This window comes from Pantoea sp. RCC30.1, from assembly GCF_058148845.1.
Genome location: NZ_JBXUHX010000010.1, coordinates 113,965 through 135,526 on the forward strand (window position 1 = coordinate 113,965; position 21,562 = coordinate 135,526).

At 48.2% G+C, this 21,562-nt stretch carries 21 protein-coding genes; 7 read left to right on the forward strand and 14 right to left on the reverse strand.

The genetic code is table 11. From position 1 onward, the window contains the following. Positions 1-223: 223 nt before the first annotated feature. The 4 genes from AC2LB6_RS11155 (at position 224) to ompC (ending at position 6,632) form a co-directional block, all read left to right on the forward strand. Positions 224-1,579: a TolC family outer membrane protein gene (locus AC2LB6_RS11155; protein ID WP_490093538.1), complete on the forward strand. Its 1,356-nt coding sequence runs from the start codon at positions 224-226 to the stop codon at positions 1,577-1,579. 16 nt (positions 1,580-1,595) lie between these two features. Further along, entirely contained in the window at positions 1,596-3,749 is a 2,154-nt protein-coding gene (locus AC2LB6_RS11160; RefSeq protein WP_490093539.1) for a type I secretion system permease/ATPase, read from the forward strand. After that, positions 3,746-4,915, forward strand: a complete 1,170-nt coding sequence (locus AC2LB6_RS11165) for a beta-barrel domain-containing protein (RefSeq protein WP_490093540.1) — start codon at positions 3,746-3,748, stop codon at positions 4,913-4,915. The genes AC2LB6_RS11160 and AC2LB6_RS11165 overlap by 4 nt, the downstream gene beginning before the upstream one ends. Positions 4,916-5,513: 598 nt before the next feature. Further along, positions 5,514-6,632: a porin OmpC gene (gene ompC, locus AC2LB6_RS11170; protein ID WP_490093541.1), complete on the forward strand. Its 1,119-nt coding sequence runs from the start codon at positions 5,514-5,516 to the stop codon at positions 6,630-6,632. A 17-nt stretch (positions 6,633-6,649) separates the two neighbouring features. Here the strand turns inward: ompC and AC2LB6_RS11175 are convergent, their stop codons facing one another. Beyond that, a complete protein-coding gene (locus tag AC2LB6_RS11175; protein WP_490093542.1) occupies positions 6,650-6,844 on the reverse strand; it encodes a hypothetical protein in 195 nt (64 codons plus the stop codon). A gap of 149 nt (positions 6,845-6,993) precedes the next feature. Then, positions 6,994-7,104, reverse strand: coding sequence for a response regulator (locus AC2LB6_RS11180; RefSeq protein WP_207308297.1), 111 nt, complete (start codon positions 7,102-7,104; stop codon positions 6,994-6,996). A 168-nt stretch (positions 7,105-7,272) separates the two neighbouring features. Here AC2LB6_RS11180 and apbE point away from each other — a divergent pair, with 168 nt between their 5' ends. The 3 genes from apbE (at position 7,273) to AC2LB6_RS11195 (ending at position 10,712) form a co-directional block, all read left to right on the forward strand. After that, complete coding sequence (gene apbE, locus AC2LB6_RS11185; protein ID WP_490093543.1) at positions 7,273-8,322, forward strand: FAD:protein FMN transferase ApbE; 1,050 nt, start codon at positions 7,273-7,275, stop codon at positions 8,320-8,322. Next, positions 8,322-8,963: a DNA oxidative demethylase AlkB gene (alkB, locus tag AC2LB6_RS11190; protein ID WP_490093544.1), complete on the forward strand. Its 642-nt coding sequence runs from the start codon at positions 8,322-8,324 to the stop codon at positions 8,961-8,963. The genes apbE and alkB overlap by 1 nt, the downstream gene beginning before the upstream one ends. A gap of 96 nt (positions 8,964-9,059) precedes the next feature. Continuing rightward, positions 9,060-10,712, forward strand: a complete 1,653-nt coding sequence (locus tag AC2LB6_RS11195; RefSeq protein ID WP_490093545.1) for a multidrug ABC transporter permease/ATP-binding protein — start codon at positions 9,060-9,062, stop codon at positions 10,710-10,712. A 254-nt stretch (positions 10,713-10,966) separates the two neighbouring features. Here AC2LB6_RS11195 and AC2LB6_RS11200 read toward each other — a convergent pair whose 3' ends face one another. The 12 genes from AC2LB6_RS11200 to AC2LB6_RS11255 all read right to left on the reverse strand — a co-directional run. Beyond that, positions 10,967-12,631, reverse strand: a complete 1,665-nt coding sequence (locus AC2LB6_RS11200) for a carboxylesterase family protein (protein WP_490093546.1) — start codon at positions 12,629-12,631, stop codon at positions 10,967-10,969. Between the two features lie 356 nt (positions 12,632-12,987). Next, complete coding sequence (locus AC2LB6_RS11205; protein ID WP_490093547.1) at positions 12,988-13,704, reverse strand: 4'-phosphopantetheinyl transferase family protein; 717 nt, start codon at positions 13,702-13,704, stop codon at positions 12,988-12,990. 68 nt (positions 13,705-13,772) lie between these two features. After that, on the reverse strand, positions 13,773-13,976 hold the full coding sequence (locus tag AC2LB6_RS11210) for a hypothetical protein (protein WP_003854174.1): 204 nt from the start codon (positions 13,974-13,976) through the stop codon (positions 13,773-13,775). 915 nt (positions 13,977-14,891) lie between these two features. Further along, positions 14,892-15,395 carry a flavin reductase gene (locus AC2LB6_RS11215; protein WP_490093548.1) on the reverse strand — a complete coding sequence of 168 codons (504 nt, stop codon included), beginning with the start codon at positions 15,393-15,395 and terminating at the stop codon, positions 14,892-14,894. Between the two features lie 122 nt (positions 15,396-15,517). Further along, a complete protein-coding gene (locus AC2LB6_RS11220) occupies positions 15,518-16,552 on the reverse strand; it encodes a hypothetical protein (protein WP_490093549.1) in 1,035 nt (344 codons plus the stop codon). Beyond that, complete coding sequence (locus AC2LB6_RS11225; RefSeq protein ID WP_490093550.1) at positions 16,542-17,771, reverse strand: MFS transporter; 1,230 nt, start codon at positions 17,769-17,771, stop codon at positions 16,542-16,544. The genes AC2LB6_RS11220 and AC2LB6_RS11225 overlap by 11 nt, the downstream gene beginning before the upstream one ends. An 8-nt stretch (positions 17,772-17,779) precedes the next feature. Next, positions 17,780-18,382 (reverse strand): ATP-grasp domain-containing protein, encoded by a 603-nt coding sequence (locus AC2LB6_RS11230; protein ID WP_490093551.1) that lies wholly within the window; start codon positions 18,380-18,382, stop codon positions 17,780-17,782. Between the two features lie 23 nt (positions 18,383-18,405). Then, positions 18,406-18,882: an ATP-grasp domain-containing protein gene (locus AC2LB6_RS11235; protein ID WP_490093552.1), complete on the reverse strand. Its 477-nt coding sequence runs from the start codon at positions 18,880-18,882 to the stop codon at positions 18,406-18,408. Then, entirely contained in the window at positions 18,879-19,343 is a 465-nt protein-coding gene (locus AC2LB6_RS11240) for a GNAT family N-acetyltransferase (RefSeq protein WP_490093553.1), read from the reverse strand. The genes AC2LB6_RS11235 and AC2LB6_RS11240 overlap by 4 nt, the downstream gene beginning before the upstream one ends. Position 19,344: 1 nt before the next feature. Continuing rightward, entirely contained in the window at positions 19,345-20,112 is a 768-nt protein-coding gene (locus AC2LB6_RS11245; RefSeq protein ID WP_490093554.1) for a class I SAM-dependent methyltransferase, read from the reverse strand. Further along, positions 20,102-20,635 carry a LeuD/DmdB family oxidoreductase small subunit gene (locus tag AC2LB6_RS11250; protein WP_490093555.1) on the reverse strand — a complete coding sequence of 178 codons (534 nt, stop codon included), beginning with the start codon at positions 20,633-20,635 and terminating at the stop codon, positions 20,102-20,104. Before AC2LB6_RS11250 ends, AC2LB6_RS11245 begins: the two co-directional genes overlap by 11 nt. A gap of 4 nt (positions 20,636-20,639) precedes the next feature. Further along, the coding region (locus AC2LB6_RS11255) for an aconitase family protein (protein WP_490093556.1) at positions 20,640-21,562 on the reverse strand (923 nt) is incomplete at its 5' end.

The window sequence follows — 21,562 nt, forward strand, 5'->3', positions numbered from 1 at the left end:
CATTTTTCATCCTGTCAGAAGAAATATTAACGTTTTCATCTGTTTTTAACAGGAATAAGCACGGGATATGATCTAATAATGTTAGAGGTCGTTTGGCGTCTCGCTTGCGAACCATAAATAAAATAACGCAATAAATCTGTCAGGCTCTGTGCCGCACTCCTTTTGCTCGCTTTGTTCACCAGGAATAACACCATGATGATAAAAACCCCTTTTGGTATGGATAATGAACAAAGCGCGATTAACTTTTTTGTTGTGCGCCCTGAGTGGCGTGGCAGTGCATGCGGCCTGTGCCGCACCCTTACCTAAAGCAGAATTTAACTGGCGCGCTGCGCCGACCGAAGAACAGATTGCCAGCTTAACGCTGCGCGACGCCATTCTCCGGGCCTTCGCCCGCAATCCGAAAATCTCGGAAGCGGCAGCACAAATCCACGTCGGTCAGGGCGATCTTGATGCCGCCCGCAGCGCCTGGTACCCGCAGATCTCACTGCAGGGTGCGGCGGGCCGTTCTCATCAGACCGACTCCGCGGGCAGCCTGAACAACAATGGCTCCGGCGGTATCATGCTCAGCCAGCTGCTCTACGACTTTGGCCGTACCGGCAGCGCCATTGATGAACAGCATGCCCTGTCGGATGCCTATCGATTCGGCCTGTTCGAATCCATGACTACCGTGGCGGAAGATACGCTGCAGGCCTACCTCGAAGTCAAACGTTACCAGGCGCTGGCAGAAACGGCGCATACCAATATCGCCTCACTACAGCGGGTGCGGGATATCGCGAAACTGCGTGCCGACGCCGGCCTCAATTCCCAGTCCGATGTGCTGCAGGCGGAAACCCGCATCGCCGCGATGCAGGCTACGCTAGAGCAATATCGCGCCCAGCACCGTTCCGCCACCGCACAACTGACCGTGCTGACCGGCGTGGTCCCTGCCACGTTGCCAGAACTGCCCCAGGCACTGCTGAAACAGCAGATCACCCTCGACAAAATCGCCTATGAAAGCAGCGCGGCGGTGCGCAGCGCGCAGTCGAAACAGGAAGCTGCTCGTGAACGGGTGCGTCAGGCTCAGTCCGGTCACTGGCCGACCATCAAGGTGCAGGCGGGCCGGACTCGCTATGAGAACGATCGTCAGTCTTACTGGGATGATGAAGTTCAGCTGCAGGTTGAAGCGCCGCTCTACCAGGGCGGCATGGTCAATGCCAAAACCGAGTCAGCGGAAGGCGATCGGGAAGCGGCGCAGGCCGCAGTTCAGCAGGCCAAACTCGCCATCAATCAAAACGCTTCTACCGCCTATGCCGACATGATTGGCGCACAGCAACGGCAGGCTGCCGGGGAAGTGCAGCTGGCCAGCGCCGACCATACCCGTAATGTCTACGCCGATGAATATCGCCTGAGCAAGCGCAGCCTGAACGATCTGCTGAGCGTGGAACAGGATGTGTTTCAGGCTGACAGCTCTCGCATCACCGCGCTTTACGATGGCTGGGACGCCACCGTGCGTTATGCCGCCGCGGTAGACAATCTGCTCGATATCATGGGTATCGATCGCCAGCAAAGCAGCGGCGATCTCCTTCCTTCGCTGCAATAGCGATAAGGCATAAATAATGAGTACTTCAACCCTGAATACCGATAACTGGATTGCCGCCATGCTGCGCGTCGCCGCGCGATTCGGTAAACCTGCCGATGGCAAAACCCTGCGTCAGCAGATGCGCTGGTTTGAACATCTGCCCGTCTCACAGCAGCTGGAGCGGCTCTCCGGCCTGCTGGGACTGCATCTGACCATGGTGCCGCAGAACAAACTGCGCTGGCGTCAGGAGATCACCCCGGTGGTGCTGGTGCTGGAAAATGCCAGCGTAGCGGTGCTGGAGAACATCGATTCTGACGGCAGCGCACGCTACTGGCTCAGTGAAGGCGGCGATGTGGTGCGTGAAAGCGCCTTATCGGAACTGCTGACGCGCGCTCAGGGCGATGTCGGCGTGATTGGCGTGGCGGCGCGTGGCCGTGATGCGCGTATCGACGAATTCGTTCAGCCCTATGAGCCGCACTGGTTCTGGAAAAACTTTCGCGGTATGGGGCGCCGTATCACCGAGATCTCGCTGGCCTCGGTGATCAGCAATGTGCTGGCGCTGGCCGGTATTCTCTTTTCGATGCAGGTCTACGATCGGGTTATTCCGGCCCAGTCGCAGTCCACGCTGTGGGTACTGTTTGTCGGGGTGCTGATCGCAGCAGCGATTGAATATCTGATCCGGCTGATGCGAACCCAGGTGTCAGACTTAATGGGCAAACGCATCGACCTGAAAGTCTCCGCCATGCTGTTTGCCCGGGCGATGAGCATCCGTAATGAGGCCAGGCCGAAATCGACCGGCTCATTTATCTCGCAACTGCGTGAGATCGACCAGGTGCGCGAGCTGCTGACCTCGACCACGGTTGGCGCAGCGGCCGATCTGCCGTTTGTCATCCTGTTCCTGTTTATCATGTCGTTTGTGGGCGGCTGGCTGGTGTTGATTCCGCTGGCGGCGATTCCGCTGATCGTCATTCCCGGTCTGCTGGTGCAGATCCCAATGGCGCGGCTGGCAAAAGAGGGGCTACGCGAGGGTGCGCTGCGCAATGCGGTGCTGGTGGAGGCCATTGAAGGCATCGAGGATATCAAGGCGTTGCAGGCGGAACCCTATTTCCAGCGTCAATGGGAGCAGACGCATGAAGTCAGCGCCGCTATCAGTAATCAGCAGCGTTTATGGGGCGCTCGCCTCACCGGCTGGGCATCGACTGTGCAGCAGCTGACCTATGCAGGCATGCTGGTTTTTGGTGTCTATCTGGTGCTCGATTCGCAAATCACCACCGGTACGCTGGTTGCCTGCAGCCTGCTCTCATCACGCACCATCGCCCCGCTGATGCAGCTGACCATGGTCTTCTCGCGTTGGCAGCATGCCAAAATGGCGATGAAAGGGCTGGATGAGTTGCTGAAAAAACCGCTCGACCAGCCTGAAGCCGCCACGCTGGCGCACTGTCCGACGCTCACCGGCCAGTACGATCTGCGCAATGTGCATTACAGCTATGACGAAGAAAATGAAAAGAATGTGCTTAACGTCCAGCAGTTGCAGATTAAGCCCGGCGAGAAGATTGCCATTCTGGGCAAAGTCGGAGCAGGGAAGTCGACGCTGCTGAAGATCCTCGCCGGTCAGGCGCAGGCCAGCCAGGGCAAGGTGATTGTCGATGGCGTCGATATTGAGCGTATCGATCCTACCGATTTACGCCGTCAGCTCGGCTGGCTGTCGCACGACTCCCGCCTCTTTTTTGGCACGCTGCGTCAGAACCTGATTCTGGGCAATCCCCATGCCAGCGAACAGGAGATGCTACAGGCGTTGCGTATCAGCGGCGCGCTGTCGCTGGTCCAGCAGGATGCCGCCAGCCTGGACCGCATTATCAATGAAGGCGGGCGCGGACTTTCGGGCGGCCAGCGTCAGATGGTGATGCTGAGCCGGTTGATCCTGCGACAGCCGCAGGTGGTGTTGCTGGATGAACCCACCGCGGCGATGGATGAACAGCTGGAGGAGCATGTGATCCGTCAGCTACAGGGCTGGATCAGCGGCCGGACGCTGGTGCTGGTGACGCACCGCCCGGCGCTGCTGAAAATGGTCGATCGTATTGTGGTGATGGATAACGGCCGGATTGTGGCCGATGGCCCGCGCGACGAGATCCTGCGCCGTGCGACGACACCTGCGCCATCGTCATCGCCAGGGAAAGGAGATACCGCATGAGTCTGGTTATTGTTGATAAAGATCTTGCCCGTCATGAGCGCCGGACATCGGCGATTATCTGGCTCTGCACCGCCACGCTGGCGATTTTTCTCATCTGGGCGCACTTCGCCATTCTGGATGAGGTCACCGTCGGCACCGGCAAAGTCACCCCTTCCAGCCGCGCACAGGTGATCGACAGCCTGGATGGCGGCATCGTCAAACAGCTTAACGTGCATGAGGGCGATATCGTCGAGAAAGGGCAGGTATTGGCGACCCTCGATCCGACGCGCTTCCAGTCGAACTTTGGTGAAGCGCAGGCCAAAGTGCGCACGCTGCGTGCCTCATCCGAAAGACTGGAGGCGGAGCTTTCGGGTACGCCGCTGGCGTTCAGCGCAGAAACGTTGAAGGAGCCGAACCTGGTGACGCGCGAACGGCAGCTCTATGAGTCACGACGTCGTAATCTCACCGAAACCATCAGTAACCTGCAGCAGTCGCTGAAACTGGTGCAGGATGAGCTGCGTCTGACCGAACCGCTGGTGGCTAAAGGTGCGGCAGGGCAGGTTGAGGTTATTCGTCTGCATCGTCAGGTCAGCGATCTGCGTGGCAAAATCGACGAGGCGCGCAATGACTATCTGGTGCGCGCCCATGAAGAGCAGGTTAAAAATAATGCTGAACTGGATGCGCAGCTGCAGGTTGCCGCAGGCAAAGAGGATCAGCTGACGCGGGCCACGCTCTACTCGCCGGTGCGCGGCATCGTTAAAGATATTCAGGTCACGACGGTGGGTGGCGTACTGGAGCCGGGCGGCAAACTGATGGAAATTGTGCCGCTGGAGGATCAGCTGCTGATTGAGACGCGTATCAATCCACGCGATATCGCCTATATCCGACCCGGTCTGGCCGCCACCGTGAAAGTCACCGCCTATGACTCCTCTATTTACGGCGATCTGCACGGCGAAGTGGAGACGGTCTCGCCAGACACCCTGCAGGATGAGGTAAAACGTGATCAATATTACTATCGTGTCTACGTTCGTACCCAGAAAGCTGAGCTGACCAACCGCGCCGGCCGAAAATTCCCGATTGTGCCCGGAATGGTGGCCAACGTGGAGATTAAAACTGGTCAGAAATCAGTCATGGATTATCTCATTAAGCCGCTGAATAAAGTCAAAGAATCGCTGCGCGAGCGCTGATTATCCGTGCCAGCTCAACTTTCCGCCTGCTTAATTACGGTGATAAATTAACGTGGCGGAAATTCAGGCAATTATGGCGCAAGGCGTGCGCAATTTAACATTCTGTGCGGAAACAGGGTGCAGTTAATTTAACCCTATTAAGAAAGTTTACAGAGATATAGCGGAACAGCAAATTGCAGGCAAAAAAATGCCGGACAATTTGTCCGGCGGGAAATAATAAGTTGTACATCTCATTCGGGGAGAATGAAGGTAATAATGGAATAAATGATGATAGCGGGGTCTATTCTATTACCTGATGCCGTAAAAGTTTTATCATTCAGTGCTTCGGAATACTCTTATGTAACGTGTTGATAACAATAAAAACAAAATGAGTTTATCAATTTGTGCGCCAATTTTAATCGATCTGTGCTGCTTATTAGTTCCCCGGTATTTACATTATGAAATAACTGTTTCGATGTATGAAACAGTTTTGGAAATTTAGTAGCATTTTCCTGGTGGATTATTACCCGTGATAAAACAACAATGGCCTGCCGGCTGAATTTTTAATCGTTCAGTTAGCAGTGGCAAATAATAAAGGCACATAACAGAGGGTAATAAAATGAAACGTCGCGTTCTCTCCCTGATGGTCCCTGCGTTGCTGGTTGCAGCAGGATCAGCAAACGCAGCTGAAATTTATAACAAAGACGGCAACAAATTAGATCTCTTCGGTAAAGTTGACGGCCTGCACTACTTCTCTGACAACAGCAGTTCCGACGGCGACCAGTCATACGTTCGCTTCGGCTTCAAAGGCGAAACTGAAATCAGCAATCAGCTGACCGGTTACGGCCAGTGGGAATATCAGGCAGCACTGAACAACTCTGAAGATGAAGGGACAGCTGACAGCTTCACCCGTGTTGGCTTTGCGGGTGTGAAATTTGGTGATGCGGGCTCGTTCGACTACGGTCGTAACTACGGTGTCGCCTACGACATCGGCGCATGGACCGACGTGCTGCCAGAGTTCGGCGGCGATACCTATGGCGCGGATAACTTCATGTATCAGCGCGGTAATGGCATGGCGACCTACCGTAATACTAACTTCTTTGGTCTGGTGGATGGCTGGAACTTCGCAGTTCAGTATCAGGGCAAGAATGGCAACAGCAGTGAGTCACCGAATGGCCGTGACGTACTGGGTCAGAACGGCGATGGTTGGGGTCTGAGCACCACGTATGATCTGGGTTCAGGCTTCGGCATTGGTGCGGCAACCTTCCAGTCTGACCGTACCAACGATCAGAACAGCACAACATCAGGTATTCTCGGCCGTGGCGATAAAGCGGAGGTGTATACTGGCGGTCTGAAATATGACGCGAACAACGTCTATCTGGCAGCGATGTACTCACGCTCGTTCAACGCAACCCGCTTCGGCGACAGCAGCAACTCCTCTTCAGCCTATGGTTATGCGGATAAAGCGGACAACTGGGAACTGGTTGCGCAGTATCAGTTCGACTTTGGCCTGCGTCCATCCCTGGCGTATGTCACCTCACGCGGCACCGATGTTCAGAACTGGGGCAAACAGAATCTGAAAAAATATATCGATGTTGGCGCGACTTACTACTTCAACAAAAACATGTCCACCTATGTTGATTACCAGATCAACCTGCTGGACGACAACGCATTCACCGACGCGGCCGGTATCAATACCGACGACGTGGTGGGTGTAGGCCTGGTTTACCAGTTCTGAGTTGTCAGGGAGCGCAGTTACGGCTGCGCTCCTGCGTTATCTTCCGGACTGAACGCTTCAGCCTTTGGCCACTTCGTTGCTTCCGGGGCGGTTGTCACTGACGACATGACGCTGCCGAATCGTGCCCCTTCAAACGCCACGCCTGCCAGGGTGAAGGCTGAAAAGCTCAGCCAGTGCTGCCATGCTGACTGCCACTTCTGTGAATTCTTCATTCTGCACCTCTCAGAAATAAACACTATTTCAACAGTGCAGAATTCATGCCAGCTTTACCGCTCTCACAGCCACAGGCATTACGCCCATTTTGATACACTTGCCGCGCGTGTCTGGGAGCGGTTGCCCCAAACAGGTGCAGCGAAGCCTGTTACTGGCGCGGCCGCGAAGGCGTCATGTGACGATGACGGCGCTGTTCGACAACTTTATAGCTGCCGTAAACAAACAGACCCAGGGCAACGACGAGAATCATATAGATCATCTGTAGCTCCTTACTTTCATTAATGTTAATCGCCTGCTGAAAGGCGTAATCAGGATAGATGACAGGTAAATGATCTCGTGATTCAGGAAAACATTCAACTCTATTTAAGCTAATTTACCCAAACTTTATGCTTTGTAGTGGCTCTTAATAAAGTGTTACAAGCGAGGAATGATGCCTTATAAGATTAATCTGCTGTTTATGTCGCTTTTAATTCTGGTTGTAGCGGGTTGTGATCAGTCTGCCCCGACTTCTACGATGGTGCTGGAAGGAAAAACCATGGGCACCGTCTGGCGGGTGAGCCTCGCGAGTGTGGAGAGCGAGCGGAAAGCGGAACTGCAGCAGCGGATTCAGCAGCAACTGGACGCGGATGATGCCGAGCTTTCTACCTGGAAGCCGGACTCCGCGTTATCGCGCTTCAACCAAAGCCGTGACCTGACACCGCAGCCGGTAAGTGAAAACATGGCGGATATTGTCACGACCTCATTGCGGATTGGCCGTAAAACCGGTGGGGCGATGGATATTACCGTCGGGCCATTAGTCAACTTATGGGGTTTTGGTCCTGCGAAACAGCCGGTCCATACTCCGGATGCGGCACAGATCGCTGCCGCCCGTGCGCAGACCGGATTGCAGCATCTGCGGGTAGTGCAGGGCGCAGACGGCCAGTGGCTGCAAAAAGATCTGCCGGACCTCTATGTCGATCTTTCGACGGTAGGCGAAGGCTTTGCCACCGACCATCTGGCAAGACTGATGGAGCAGCTCGGCATCAACAACTATCTGGTGTCGGTGGGGGGCGCCGTGCTGAGCCGTGGCCTTAATGCGCAGCAGCAGCCGTGGCGCGTCGCGATCCAGAAACCGACCGATCGTGAGAATGCCGTTCAGGCGCGCGTCAGTCTGCAGGGGCACGGTATCAGTACTTCCGGCAGCTATCGCAACTATTATGAACTGGACGGCAAGCGCATTTCTCATGTGATCGATCCCGTTACCGGGCGACCCATTGAGCATAAACTGGTTTCTGCTACGGTGATCGCCACTACGGCGCTGGAAGCCGATGGCTGGGACACCGGACTGATGGTACTTGGCACCGAAAAAGCCAAAGCGTTGGCAATAGAACAGCATCTGGCGGTCTATCTGATCAGTAAGCAGGGCGATAAATTTGTCAGCTGGATGTCGCCGCAGTTTGCTGCTTTCCTGATCCCCGCTGAATCCGGAGAACCCTGATGTTAGATCTTTTTAGTGAAGAGCAACCCTGGCAGGAGCCGCTGGCTGAAGGTGCCGTGATCCTGCGGCGTCGCGCGCGTGAGGATGCAGAGATGCTCTATCAGCAGATTCTGGCGATTGCGGAGCAGAACCCGTTTGCCCATCGCATTACGCCCGGCGGCCATCGCATGTCGGTGGCGATGACCAACTGCGGTGATTTTGGCTGGTCGGTGGATTCACGAGGCTACAATTATCAGCAGCAGGACAACCTCAATGGTCGCAAATGGCCGCCAATGCCGCCGCTGTTTCGCATCCTGGCGCAGCAGGCAGCAGCTGAAGCGGGGTTCCCTGGCTTTAATCCTGACGCCTGCCTGCTTAATCGCTATGAGCCGGGCGCAAAGCTGACGCTGCATCAGGATAAAGATGAGAAAGACCTGCACCAGCCTATCGTTTCGGTGTCGCTGGGGTTACCGGCAGTGTTTCAGTTTGGCGGCTTTGAGCGCGGCGACAGCACCCAGCGAGTACTGCTGGAACATGGCGATATTGTGGTGTGGGGCGGGCCGTCGCGCCTTCGTTACCACGGCATCCTGCCGCTTAAGCCAGGCGTTCATCCGCTGGCTGGACCCTGGCGTTATAACCTGACCTTTCGTCGCGCGTTTTAACCCGCCACGCCAGCAACGGCGTGGTGAGAATAACTATTGCTATCATTTGGCAGGCCATTACACTGCAGGCTGTTTTTTAGCTGATGGATTGCCTGCATGACGTTGTTAAGCGTTGTTTTTCGCCAGTTCCGCTGGCCTTTTATCGGGGTGATTGCCCTGACGTTGTTAAGCGCCGTGCTGGGTATCGGCATGATCGCCTTTATCAACCGCGAAATGATTGTCGCCATCAACACCTCATTTGCGGTGCTACCGCAGTTCCTGTTGCAGCTGGTGGTGCTGATGGCGGTGACGCTGGCTTCGCAGCTGGCGCTGACGATGCTCGGGCATCAGTTTGTCTGGCGACTGCGAGGTGAGTTTATCAAGCGAATCCTTGATAGCCGGGTTGAACGCATCGAGCAGCTCGGCAGTGCGCAACTGCTGGCGGGACTGACCAGCGACGTGCGGGCGATTACGCTGGCTTTTGTGCGCCTGCCGGAGCTGTTTCAGGGCGTCATCATTACGATCGGTTCAGCTATCTATCTCGCCTGGCTATCGCCAAAAATGTTGCTGGTGACCAGTGTCTGGCTGGGTGTTACGCTGGTTGGCGGCTGGCTGCTGGTCTCGCGGGTTTACCAGCACATGGCAAAGCTGCGTGAAATCGAAGATAACCTCTATCGCGATTACCAGACGGTGATTGAAGGGCGCAAAGAGCTGCAGCTTAACCGCTCTCGCGCGCAGCAGGTCTACGACACGGTTTATCAGGAAGATGCCCGCGCCTGGCGTCACCATATTGTGCGTGCCGATACTTATCATCTTAGTGCGGTCAACTGGTCGAATATCATGACCTTAGGCGCTATCGGCATGGTCTTTTTCATGGCTAACAGCCTGGGATGGGCCAATACCGCTGTCGCCGCGACCTTCTCCCTGACGCTGCTGTTCTTACGCACGCCGCTGCTCTCTGCGGTGGGGGCGTTACCCACGTTACTCAGCGCCCAGGTTGCATTTCGTAAGCTCAATGCCTTTGACCTCGCGCCTTATCAGGCCGGGTTCCACGCGCCATCGGCGTCCTCAGACTGGCAAACGCTGGAGTTGCGCGACGTCTCTTTTCACTATGGTGATAACGGCTTCCAGGTCGGGCCGATTAACCTGACGCTGCGCCGGGGGGAACTGGTGTTTCTGATTGGCGGCAACGGCAGCGGGAAATCGACGCTGGCGATGCTGCTGACCGGGCTGTATCAGCCTCAGTCCGGCACGCTGCTGCTGGATGGCAAAGCGATAACGGCTGACGAGCTTGATGTCTGGCGCAGTCAGTTCTCGGCGGTCTTTACCGATCTGCACCTGTTTGACCGGTTAATCGGGCGGGACGGCGTTGCGGCCAATCCGGCATTGGTGCAGCAGTGGCTTGAGAGACTGAAGATGCAGGATAAGCTGAAGATTGAAGGCAACAAAGTACTGAATCTGCGGCTCTCCAAAGGACAGAGTAAGCGACTGGCGCTGCTGCTGGCGGTGGCAGAAGAGCGCGATGTGCTGTTACTGGATGAGTGGGCGGCGGATCAGGATCCCCATTTTCGCCGCATCTTTTATCGCGAGCTGCTGCCGTGGTTACAGCAGGCGGGTAAAACGGTGTTTGCTATCAGCCATGACGATCACTACTTCATTCATGCCGATAGGCTGCTTGAGATGCGCGAAGGCCAGTTAACAGAGCTGACCGGTAATGAGCGCGATCTCGCCACGCTCGACTCGGTAAAACGTACCGATACCGGGCTTTAATGGCAGCTGGCAAAGCTTGGCCGCTACCGTGTTAAGTTCTGTGCATGTCGCTGAACGTTGTGTTTAACATTACTGTAAGCATAAGCATCAGCATAAGCATCAGCATCAGCAGCAAGCTGCCGCGGTTACTGAAAATCTCTTGCCAGGTGTGCTTCATGCGCAGTACGTCACTAATGACAGCAATGTAGGGCAGGTCATCTACAGTTTGGTCGATGAGTAAAAATGTGCCTCCTGCCAACGCAGGAGGCATCAGATTAGTGGGTGAAATGTTGATCAAGCGGTGCACTGAACCAGCGATTGTTCAGCACGTTTTTGATAACACTATTTTTGTCTGCAGCTGACAGGGAGTTGTCCTGTTCAATACGGGTGAGAATATCTTTATAGCTATAAGTCTTATTGCTCATGTAGATAATAGCTTTCTGCTTGTTAGCATCCATCACCAGCAGTGATTCCCCCGCAGCGGCATTTTCTGGCGTCCATTTCTTCCATTCCGGAAGGGTCTGATCGTTTGGTGACCCTGTTGCCAGGAAGTTTTTAATGTAGGTATTAAAAGATTCACCTAATGCCTGAGAGCCTTTCAGCTTCAGCGCATCCTGCGTAAATTCAGCATACTTATTTTTATCCCAAAAAGGCATAAACACGCCATGAAAAGAACCGATGGCAGATAATTTATCACCCGTGACAAACGCATCCGTGCCATATCGGAACTCCATGCCATACAGCGGCGCGTTATAATTTTTATACATCATCTCAGCAGACTGATTAACATTAAACAGGCTGTATAGCAGCCCGCCATAGTGATTCGCAAAGGTGTATTTATTCAGCAACGAGGTGTTGTTTACAAGCGTTCCGTCTTTCACTTGTGCTGCAAACATAGGGTCGTTACGGGCGAAGAAAGAAAACTCCTGTTGTCCTGTGGCCATGATGGCGGGGACGGCATTATATTTTTTGGTCTCAAAGCCATCCTTCGGGATCACCACACCATCGCGGTAGAGATGCGGAAATTGATTCATGCGGATCCCCGCATCACCAAAAAGCATTGCCAGTTCTGCTGCCGGGAGTTGATAGAGAAATTGACGCACTTCTGGTGAACCTGACAGCAGCCAGGTTTTCGCCGCGCTGGCATCCGGCTTAATGCCCTGTTTGACGACCAGAGGTGCCAGTCTTTGTGCGAAAATACTTTCCGCTTCATCTTTGTCAGAGGTGGTCATGCCACCACTGAAAACAATGGCTTTGTTGAAAGTATTTTTAAAATAGGGTGATATAAGCATCGCCATCACGTCCCTGCCGCCAGCCGAAAATCCGGAAACGGTAATATTATTTTTGTCTCCGCCAAAAGCTTCAATATTGGCTTTGAGCCAATCCAGCGATTTTCTGATGTCGAGTAAGCTGTAATTACCGGAATCATCCAGCGGGTTGCCATCGTTAAGGGCTTTCAATGGATTAAAGCCAAGTGCGCCCAGACGATAATTTACGGTGACAATCACTGCATTGTATTTTTCAGCAATAAATGCCGGAGCAAATTCACTGGAGCTGCCCAGCTGATTATTCCCACCGTGGATATAAACCAACACCGGAAGCGGGGAGCGGGTCCCACTCGGGCGGTAGATATTCAGATTCAGGCAATCCTCTTTACCTGTGGCTCCGTCCGGAGAAACCTGGATGCAGTTAGTCGCCGGCCGGGTCGCATCGAAGACGGTTTGCCATGCGTCAGGAGAAACCGGTTTTTTCCAGCGCAGTTCTCCGACCGGAGCTTTTGCATAAGGAATACCGGTCCAGGACAGCGTATTGTGATGATCCGCGCCTTTTACTTTGCCAGATTGCGTCGTAATGTCAGAGGAGATATTTTGAGCGGTGGCTGAAGAGGCAACCAAAAAGAGTAAAAATGTCGGGGAAAACCTGAGTATAGACTTTTTCATGCGTACCTTGTTCCAGGGAAATATTCCTTATACCTGAAAGGTCGCAGTGCCCCGTAATGTCTGGCTCACAAAACAGGATAAATCCAGCAATTATGGCGTGTTACTGTTTTTTGGTGATGAAATAGGCCTATCGCTGGCAGAACGCATCGTACCTGTTTTGCATCCGCTTATTGTAAATTCTGCTTCAGTGATGGTCGCTAATCACCCCGTGATGTCAGACCCAGGAAAAGTATACTGGTCTATTTCGCGTTAGCCAGGCGACGTTAGCGATCAGCATAAAACCGGGTTTCTGCCAGCCTGAAACGTCTTCGTTCGCCTATGCTTATCCTGACTTATGCGTCCTGTTTAGCCGATTTTCAAAGCCGATGGGTGATCTGCGTTATCACCTGATTATCCCGCCACATAAACCCCGCATTCAGAAAGGCCCCCTTCGTAAAACGCCCGCTGAAGTCCTGAGTCAGTCGCAGCGTCGCGCGCTGCTGTGCGAAATCTGCCGACACCAGTTCCGCATCCAGAAAATCCATCGGCTGAAGCAGTTGCGGCCACAGCGCTTTATAAAGGCTCTCTTTGAGTGAGAAGAGCAGGGTAGCGGCAGCGTTGAAGGAGACGGGCAGTGTCTGCAAAAGTTGCTGTTCCTGCTCATTCATCAGCAACTCTGCCGTTTCCTGCGCCGTCGTCTCCGACATGAACTGCTCGATATCCACCCCAACCGAGCAGGGTTGACGGGTTGCCGCTACCACGACGACGCCGGCACTGTGCGACAGCGACGCCTGAATGTCAGCAGGCCAGCAGGGGGATCGATCGGCTGCATTGGTCAGAATGAAATCAGCAATACCCAGTTCTGCCATTACTGACCGGACCAGCAGACGGCTGGCGAGGTATTCGGCACGCCGTTTAGTGACAGCCTGCTGTAGGCGGGCGGGCAGCGGAATACCCCATTCCACAGCCAGTGCGTCATGGTACTTTTGCTGGTCAAATTGACTCACCGCCAGCAAAGGATCGCTGCGGCTCAGGTGAGCGGAAAGGATAAAGCCGCCTGTGAGAGGCGGCAGCGGCAGGTCGGGATAGCGCATGCGAAACCATTTAAGCCAAAAAGGCATTAAATCAGGCGCAATGGATCAGGGCAAGCAGCCCGCCGGAATCAGTCGTTGGGAGGAATGGCAAAACTCTTCAGAGAAACAACGAAATGGTGGTGACCCCTGCTGATGCGTGCACCCCGGTCGCACCAGTGGCTTGCCAGACGAAAGAAGTCGTCGCTGCCAATGTCATACGCCAGTTCCACTTTGCTAATGCCTGAATGCAGTAACGCTTCCGCATCTTTCAGGCTTTTCGCTTTGATCGCCATAAAAATTATCCGTCAATTTCTGGGGATTTCAGGGTAGGCATTTTCTGTGACATTTTTGTTTCAGTTTGATGAAATGGCGCGACGTATAGCCAATTTTGTGAGGCAGATCAGATTATGATGCAAGACTTAACCTGCTGATTATAAGAGGAATGTTAACTGACATAAGGGACTATTCTGAATGTAAAACGGAGGGGGTAAACTGACATAGAAAGGCCGCGTCAGACGCGGCCTCGTGGGTTACTTCTGGTCTGGCGGGGAAGGTTGCTTATCGCCGGACTCGGGTGCTTCTGTTGGATCGTCTTTTTCAATAACTGTCATGAACTCTCCTCTTGTTACCCACACGCAGTTAAGTATAGAACGGATTGCGGGAGGTGCGAGGAAAGTTAACGTTTGATGACAGAAATGAAAAAAGCAGCCGTTTGGGCTTGTAAGTATCCCAGCTTGAGTTCTACACACATTTTGATATTTCCTTTTCTCAGCCATCAGCCAGTACTCTTTCAGAGTCAGGTTATTCAGGGATTCATGGAGACGCTCACTTTTATATTCATTCAACCAGCATTCCATTTATTTCCGTGCTTGTTCTTAACAGATAAAATCCAGTATGTCTGTCCGGTATGCCCTGTAAAACCGTTCGATAAATGCCTCCGTGAACGTTAAGTAATAATTTGAGCATTTTCGTGTATGATCTCGCCGATACATCATTATGGACAGCGTTTACCACTCTAAAATTTACAGTAATTCGATATTTCCTTTATTTTTTGATGCTAATGCCTCAAAAGCTGCTTCGCGAACGTCGTAGAACTAAAGCCAAAACGCTATGCATGAACGAAATTTTAATAAATGAAAGCAGAGGGCTTCAGCTGAAAAATCGTTAAGTTCAGGTTGTTAAAGCTATTGTAAAATGGAAAAGATCATTTAAGGGGTTTTAGGTAAAATGATTTCCGGGATACTCTGATAATTACGACGATAATAAATAAGAGCCTCTTTAGGATTATATATTCTGGAGGACATAACATGACAGAAGAAAACAGAGTGAGTTCCTGATTCGACAATCTTATCTACAAAGCAATCTAAACAGCAGACAGAATCAAGCACAGCTGGTGAACCCGTTACCAGAACTTCTTTATCAAATGACGCCAGGCGATCCTTCACTGAAGCATGATGATTTGCACAACACATTGCAATACTACTTTGATTTCCTGAAAGAATACTGACACATAAAGAACCATTATTCTTAATAACCTGGTTACTATTCGAAGTATGATTTATGCAGACAAGTATTGTTGGGGGGGCGTCTGTCACTGAACATACAGATGAGACAGTACAGGCTGCAGATCCATAAGGTCCGACTGATGTCACAATGTTAACCCCAGAGGGAAGGTGAGACATTGTATTACGGAAAGCATTTTTATCCAGCATAACAGTTCTCCATTCGTCATTCATTGTTAACTTGATGATTATGGTTAAATTAAGCTAATCTGTTAATTTTTATTAAAAAATTGGCTTTCATAATAAACGTACTTTATTATCCTGTTTTTTTATTAAATATTACTCTCTGAATCCGTTGTGTTGTACTTCTTAAATAGGTCATGTTCCTGTATAGCCATAGTAAGACTGTATAGAATGTTATTTTTTGTAAGCTGATCTGCTATATCTCTTGATGGTTGGTAAGGTTCACTATACTCAGGAACGGCAGGTACAATAAGATTTCTGGGTAACGAAAAGTCAACTTCTAAATGATGCGGAAAAGCCATGTTCCATTTTTCTTTAACCTTGTACCAGTAGTTATCCATTTTTGATCCTCCTACAAATGCCATAGGTTGAAAAAAATTTAAAAGTGCTATATTCGTAAAATTATCAAATATAAAGGCATCTCGCCATTCAGTCGTAACCATTAACTCTTCGCCGATAAGCTTTCTGCACTGGGCCTGGTTAAGAAAGTCTTCTAAAAATTTGAAATATAACTCATCACTTTTTGCCTGAAAAAGCATAAATGATATAAATGCATCCAGTGGCACGTACAGGGTACGGCCTTTATGTGCAAAACCGCTATTTACCTCCTGAAAAGCAGTCATGTAGATAAAGCTAAGAGAAATATTTCTAAATTTCATACTAGTTTCAAGTTCAGAACGGAAACGAGTATCTATAGAAGTAGTGTCTATTTCATTTGGTTTGAGTGAGTAAATTATATTATGCTTCTTTTTTTTATTCCGCGTAAAAAAAGTAAGCTTATCGATCTTGCCACCATTATTAAACCACCATGCGTAAGGACGCCAATTTAGATCGCTAAAATTAGTGTGAGTCAGGAAAAATCTAAGATGGAAAGCTTTTTTGTTAAATTTTTGCAGGTTGAAGACATATCGGGAAACACCCGCCCTCGGAAAGAAAATATTCATGCTGGCATGAGGCAGTGTAATGTAAAGTTCATCTGATGTTAAAAATTTATGTATTGCGTCAGGTGTTGAGCCTAGCGCTTCTAGTACAGTATTTCTTTCATGAGCATTCAAATGTGAAAATTGATCAATATAAAATGAGTTAATAAATTTAGAAAAATTATTTTTGAAATTAATCATCATCTAAATCCTCATAATTAAAATAGCGGCTCTGATAAAACCATAACATATTGAAAGTAATAAGAAGGATGGCAAGTATTAGATAGGTGGTTTTTATACTGTAGAATGTCAAAAAAGCTCCGGATGAGAGAGAGAAAATAATCTTGACACCAGACGCTACTGAGTTTCTTATCATTGTGAACTTACCAATATGCTCAATATCTGGCATTTGATTAGTTAGTACCTTAATTGAAATCATATGCCATGATACGAAACAAGAGGTGATAAATAAAAAAAAGAATACGGCATAATGATTACCAGTACAAAAGCATAACAAAATCAGGGAAATACCAGAAATAAACAGAGAAAAGCGTAATGACGATTTAAGAGAAAGTAGATTGAGCGTTGCAGCAATTCCGGAAATAATTACAGCACATTGTAACGTGATATTCAGTGCTGGATAGACTTTTTCACTATTACTGTAAAAAGAAGATAATGAAGGAAGAGAGGTGTTTAAAAACTGTAGTGCTCCGCTTGATGGAACAGTAAAAACCAATGGCAACAGAAAATTCTTACTGCCAAAAAGATATAATAAAGATGTTTTTTCTTTAGTAATAGTACAATTAACCTGCCTGATGGTTTCCGCATCTCTGTCATCATGGCTACCTCTCTCAAATACCGATGAGATATAAATGTTTATAATATAAATACAGCAAGTCAGCATAAGCGCTTGCATGTAGTAACCTGTGCTGATAGCCCATCCTCCTATAGCTGTACCAAAAACCTGTGCGGCTTGCATGCCTGATGACGAAAGCTGGAGTGCTCTTATTGCATCCGTTTTAGTAAATGTCTTTCTGATAATACGATTCTGAGATGTTTTATTAAACATCTTGACCACAGACAATACGGCTTGGGAGAAATAAAATAAAATGAGTGTGATCGTTCCAAATCCTTCAGGCTTTATTAAAATAAAATATAACAATAACGACATAACGCCAAGAGCAATGTTACTTGAAAATAATTGTTTTCCCGGACTGCTAGAATCAGCCTTTTTGAGGAAAATGAATCCTAATACGGCAGATGGTAAATATGAAGAAACAATAGTTAAACTGACAAGCATCGCACTATGAGTTTCATGGTATATAAGCCATAATAAGATAATCGTCTGAATTCCTTCAGCCGAGTATGAAAGGAAGTTATATAACTGAAAGCAAGCGTTTTTTTTGGTTTCATATTTTAACATATCGATTATTACTCTTCTCTGTCAGAAATATCCTGTAGGAATTTTATTATTTCTTCTAAGGATTCTGATGAGGCATAGATCATGGAATCAAAAGAAGTTGAATTGGGAGTTGAAAATTTAGCAGTATTCTCTTGTAGCTTTACACATTTATCAATAGATAATCTGGAAGAGATTCTCATCTCACCCATAGAAAAAGAAGAACAGATCCCAATAGCCGCACAGTATTTATTAGATTTGTGAATTGCAGGTAAAGTGAATTCTTTATTAATTTGTGAATAGATAAAAGCTTTCCAGAAATCGACGCCTCTGTACATATAATACAGATCCGTTACGCCTGCTCCTGGGGGACGAATACCAAATTCACCGAGCACGAATCCATCATGAGTATGATACATTTCAATATGAAAAACGCCATCAGACATTTCAAAATGACTTTGCAAGCGCATGGCAAGCATTAATGCATCATTATGGAGTTTCGTTCCGTCAGGAAAATTGATGCTAGCTCTGTTTTTACTTCTGGCTTCAAGTATGGGTCTATCATAAATCGACAGTGTCGAAAATAAAAAATTACCGTCTTTGATTATACCATCAAGATGGTATTCATTTTTCATTAAAACCTTTTCCTCAATCAACATCAATTTGTGATTTTTTTTAAATAATTATTTAATTCTTGATGGGTAAGTTTCTCAACATGTCTTGCTGAACTACCTGTAAGGGGCTTAATGATGTATTCTTTTTCAGATGATGTTAAGAATAATTCTGAGTTAATAATATCACCCGAAAGCCAGAAGTTCGGGCAAGGTAAAAAACCCGAGCAAAATTTACGCATGAGGAATTTGTTAGTAGCAATTATGCTTTTATCATATTTTTCACCATAAAGTGAATAACGGCTTCGTAATAACCCAGCTAAAGAGATAAAATCTTCTGAGCTGGCTATGACAAAATCAAATGATTTGCTATGCATTAAATCATCTGAAATTTTAATAATGCCATCTATACTCTCGCTATCCAGTGTCTCCTTATCAATAATAATAAAGTCTATCTCGTCGAGTCTATTCATGACTCTTTCCATATTACTTTTTAAACCAAGAACAAGTGCTTTTTTTTTCATTCGTTCTCACCCTTTAATTTTAAGATGAATACACTATGCATGTTTGTATGGTATTTATGATAAAAGTAAAATCCTTTCTCTTCAAAGTAAGTTCGGTTGTTTTTTAGTGAGTCTCTCAATACGATTTTCATGAAATCCTTTCTGTTTTCGTAAGCTAAATTTTTAAGTTTATGAAATAATTTCAGTCCGACTCCTTTTTTTCTGAATAATGGTGTAACGCAGAGGAAGTGGAAGTCCAGATAAATATCATATAGTTCATATCTCACTGCCCCTACAATATCTGATTTATATTTTGCGATTAACCACTTTGACGCTTCCTGAGCAATGATGCTTTCAGTAAACTGCAAAGCAGTAGGTGAGAACTCTTGTGTGAAAGGCTTATAAACTTTTTCTAAAGTATTTCTTAAGAGCTTCGCATCTTCATGCGAAGCTTGTTCAATCTTTATGTCCTGAATCACCATGCTAGGAACCATTACGTTTCTTAGTCATGAATAATTCACTGATATAGTCTATATTTATTTTTCTCCCAACCGAGTATTGGTCAAGCAACCAATCAATTTCTTTCAAGAAGTTATCGCGATCATTATTAATGGCTCTTTGGACTTGAGTAGAAGAAGAAATGAATCCAAAAAAATCATCTGAATCCATTTCCATAGTCCATCCTGTTACCACTTTTTTAAAGTCCGCAATAGGAAATCTAAAAACATTGGTAATTTCATTTTCATAATCATAGTCTCGATAGTGCCGGCTGTATCCCGGGCTAAATTTTTCCAATAAACTTTCATATTTGTCCAGGAATTCGTTGTTTCTGTAGTCTCTGTTATTTTGTAATATTGCAAAAATCCCACCTTCGTTTAATGATTTTATCGAAACATCTAACGTTTTTGCTCTATCCATCCACTGAAAAGACTGCGCCGCCATAATGACGTCTATGCGTTTTTTGTCATGAAGAATGTCTTCAGCTTTCCCTTTAATCCATGTAACGCCTGGCAGTTTTTCCCTTCCTTTATTAATCATATCCTCAGAAATATCTATAGCCGTAAAATCATAGTTTTTTCCAGTTGTACGTGTCATACCTTCAATAGCAATACCTGTCCCGGCACCAATATCGTAAATATTTTTGGCAGATGGAAGCATCCAATCATGAATTTCTTCAAAAAGTATCGCTGGGTAACGGGGACGATATTTATCATAATTATTCGCTAAACCATCAAATTTTTCATTTTTCATTGTTATAACCTCTTAAAATATTACCTTTATTTTCCAGGATTTTTTTTATTGTAAAGGGTACGATTCCCCCTGCACGGACAATATCACTCATCTGTGTGGTGGGAGGGAAAAAATTTATTTCATTTTCTTCTGTATAAATAACTCCTCCAGTAACATCTAATTTAATTTCAGAAAAATCTTCAAGTCTGCTTGTGTCAACCTCAATAGCGTGCAAACCTAAGTTCCATGAGTTTCTGAAAAAAATCCTCCCGAATGAAGGTGAAAATACATATTTAATACCGCATGCTAAAATGGTAGTCACAGCTTGCTCGCGCGAACTGCCTATACCAAAAATTTGATCGCATACAAGCACATCATTGATACCAATCGTTTCTCTGAATCCCGGGAAGCGGTTTTCAAAAAGATGAGGAGCCATTTGTGCCGGCTCGGTATACATATGCTTATACCGGGCAGGAATAATATCGTCTGTCGAAATGTTGCCTTCAAGACGTCTGACGCGGTAAGATTCTTCATTTATACTCATATCATTATTCTCCATCAAAAACAGGTACTGTCCCGCTGAGTGCTACTATTGCTGCCGTTCGTGGTGAACATAAAAAGATGTCGGCATTACCATTACCCATTCTTCCCTTGAAATTCCTGTTCATCGTACTCAGTACTTTCTCACCATCCGCTGGTATGGTGCCTTGGGTACCCACGCATGCTCCACAGCCCGGCGGGGTAACAATAACGCCTGAACGGATAAGTGTATCGATATATCCTGCTTCAAGAGCTTTCAGATACACACTTTTCGATCCCGGAGTCAGGAGACAATGAACATCGGGATGTATCACCTTACCTTTAACAACCTCAGCAACTTCTCTAATATCTTCAAGTCTGCTATTAGTACAGCTTCCAATAAAGATGTAATCGAATTTAAGCCCCTCAAAATCATTTACGGGTTTGCCATACAATGGACTATGTGGGGGGGCGATGTAGGGTGTTAAACCTGATACAGAAAAATCAATTATGCTGTCTGCTAATGATATGTCGGCTTTCAAAAGTCCCTCAGGTCGCCCTTGTCCATCTGGCATAAATATGCACTTGGCTCCTAACTCTACTGCCATGCTTGCGAAACTTGCGGCTTCATCAAGGGGGATTTTTTCTGCCCACTCCCCCGAAACTTCGATTGATTTATACAGAAAGGGTGTCTGCCCGTACGTATTTAAAAGGGCCAGCATCACGTCTTTTGCCCGCACATCTTTGTTAGTTACACCGTCTATGCGTAAATGGACTGTTTGGGGAACTTTTAACCATGTCTGTCCTGTTAACATGGCAACAAGAATGTCTGAAGCCCCCATTCCAAGCGCCAATGACTGAACGGCTCCCCCTGTACAAGTGTGAGAATCTGCTCCGAGTACAATATTTCCTGGCTTAAATATTTGATTCTCAAGTGCAATAACGTGACTGA

What these genes read in the sequence shown, in the direction of transcription:
- AC2LB6_RS11240 (WP_490093553.1), bottom strand. Translation starts at nt 19,343, where the DNA reads ATGGTGATTCAGGACATAAAGATTGAACAAGCTTCGCATGAAGATGCG.
- alkB (WP_490093544.1), top strand. Translation starts at nt 8,322, where the DNA reads ATGTTAGATCTTTTTAGTGAAGAGCAACCCTGGCAGGAGCCGCTGGCT.
- AC2LB6_RS11205 (WP_490093547.1), bottom strand. Translation starts at nt 13,704, where the DNA reads ATGCGCTATCCCGACCTGCCGCTGCCGCCTCTCACAGGCGGCTTTATC.
- AC2LB6_RS11180 (WP_207308297.1), bottom strand. Translation starts at nt 7,104, where the DNA reads ATGATCTATATGATTCTCGTCGTTGCCCTGGGTCTGTTTGTTTACGGC.
- AC2LB6_RS11225 (WP_490093550.1), bottom strand. Translation starts at nt 17,771, where the DNA reads ATGTTAAAATATGAAACCAAAAAAAACGCTTGCTTTCAGTTATATAAC.
- AC2LB6_RS11175 (WP_490093542.1), bottom strand. Translation starts at nt 6,844, where the DNA reads ATGAAGAATTCACAGAAGTGGCAGTCAGCATGGCAGCACTGGCTGAGC.
- AC2LB6_RS11250 (WP_490093555.1), bottom strand. Translation starts at nt 20,635, where the DNA reads ATGAGTATAAATGAAGAATCTTACCGCGTCAGACGTCTTGAAGGCAAC.
- AC2LB6_RS11200 (WP_490093546.1), bottom strand. Translation starts at nt 12,631, where the DNA reads ATGAAAAAGTCTATACTCAGGTTTTCCCCGACATTTTTACTCTTTTTG.
- AC2LB6_RS11160 (WP_490093539.1), top strand. Translation starts at nt 1,596, where the DNA reads ATGAGTACTTCAACCCTGAATACCGATAACTGGATTGCCGCCATGCTG.
- AC2LB6_RS11195 (WP_490093545.1), top strand. Translation starts at nt 9,060, where the DNA reads ATGACGTTGTTAAGCGTTGTTTTTCGCCAGTTCCGCTGGCCTTTTATC.
- AC2LB6_RS11155 (WP_490093538.1), top strand. Translation starts at nt 224, where the DNA reads ATGAACAAAGCGCGATTAACTTTTTTGTTGTGCGCCCTGAGTGGCGTG.
- ompC (WP_490093541.1), top strand. Translation starts at nt 5,514, where the DNA reads ATGAAACGTCGCGTTCTCTCCCTGATGGTCCCTGCGTTGCTGGTTGCA.
- AC2LB6_RS11215 (WP_490093548.1), bottom strand. Translation starts at nt 15,395, where the DNA reads ATGCTGGATAAAAATGCTTTCCGTAATACAATGTCTCACCTTCCCTCT.
- AC2LB6_RS11245 (WP_490093554.1), bottom strand. Translation starts at nt 20,112, where the DNA reads ATGAAAAATGAAAAATTTGATGGTTTAGCGAATAATTATGATAAATAT.
- apbE (WP_490093543.1), top strand. Translation starts at nt 7,273, where the DNA reads ATGATGCCTTATAAGATTAATCTGCTGTTTATGTCGCTTTTAATTCTG.
- AC2LB6_RS11165 (WP_490093540.1), top strand. Translation starts at nt 3,746, where the DNA reads ATGAGTCTGGTTATTGTTGATAAAGATCTTGCCCGTCATGAGCGCCGG.
- AC2LB6_RS11220 (WP_490093549.1), bottom strand. Translation starts at nt 16,552, where the DNA reads ATGATGATTAATTTCAAAAATAATTTTTCTAAATTTATTAACTCATTT.
- AC2LB6_RS11230 (WP_490093551.1), bottom strand. Translation starts at nt 18,382, where the DNA reads ATGAAAAATGAATACCATCTTGATGGTATAATCAAAGACGGTAATTTT.
- AC2LB6_RS11210 (WP_003854174.1), bottom strand. Translation starts at nt 13,976, where the DNA reads ATGGCGATCAAAGCGAAAAGCCTGAAAGATGCGGAAGCGTTACTGCAT.
- AC2LB6_RS11235 (WP_490093552.1), bottom strand. Translation starts at nt 18,882, where the DNA reads ATGAAAAAAAAAGCACTTGTTCTTGGTTTAAAAAGTAATATGGAAAGA.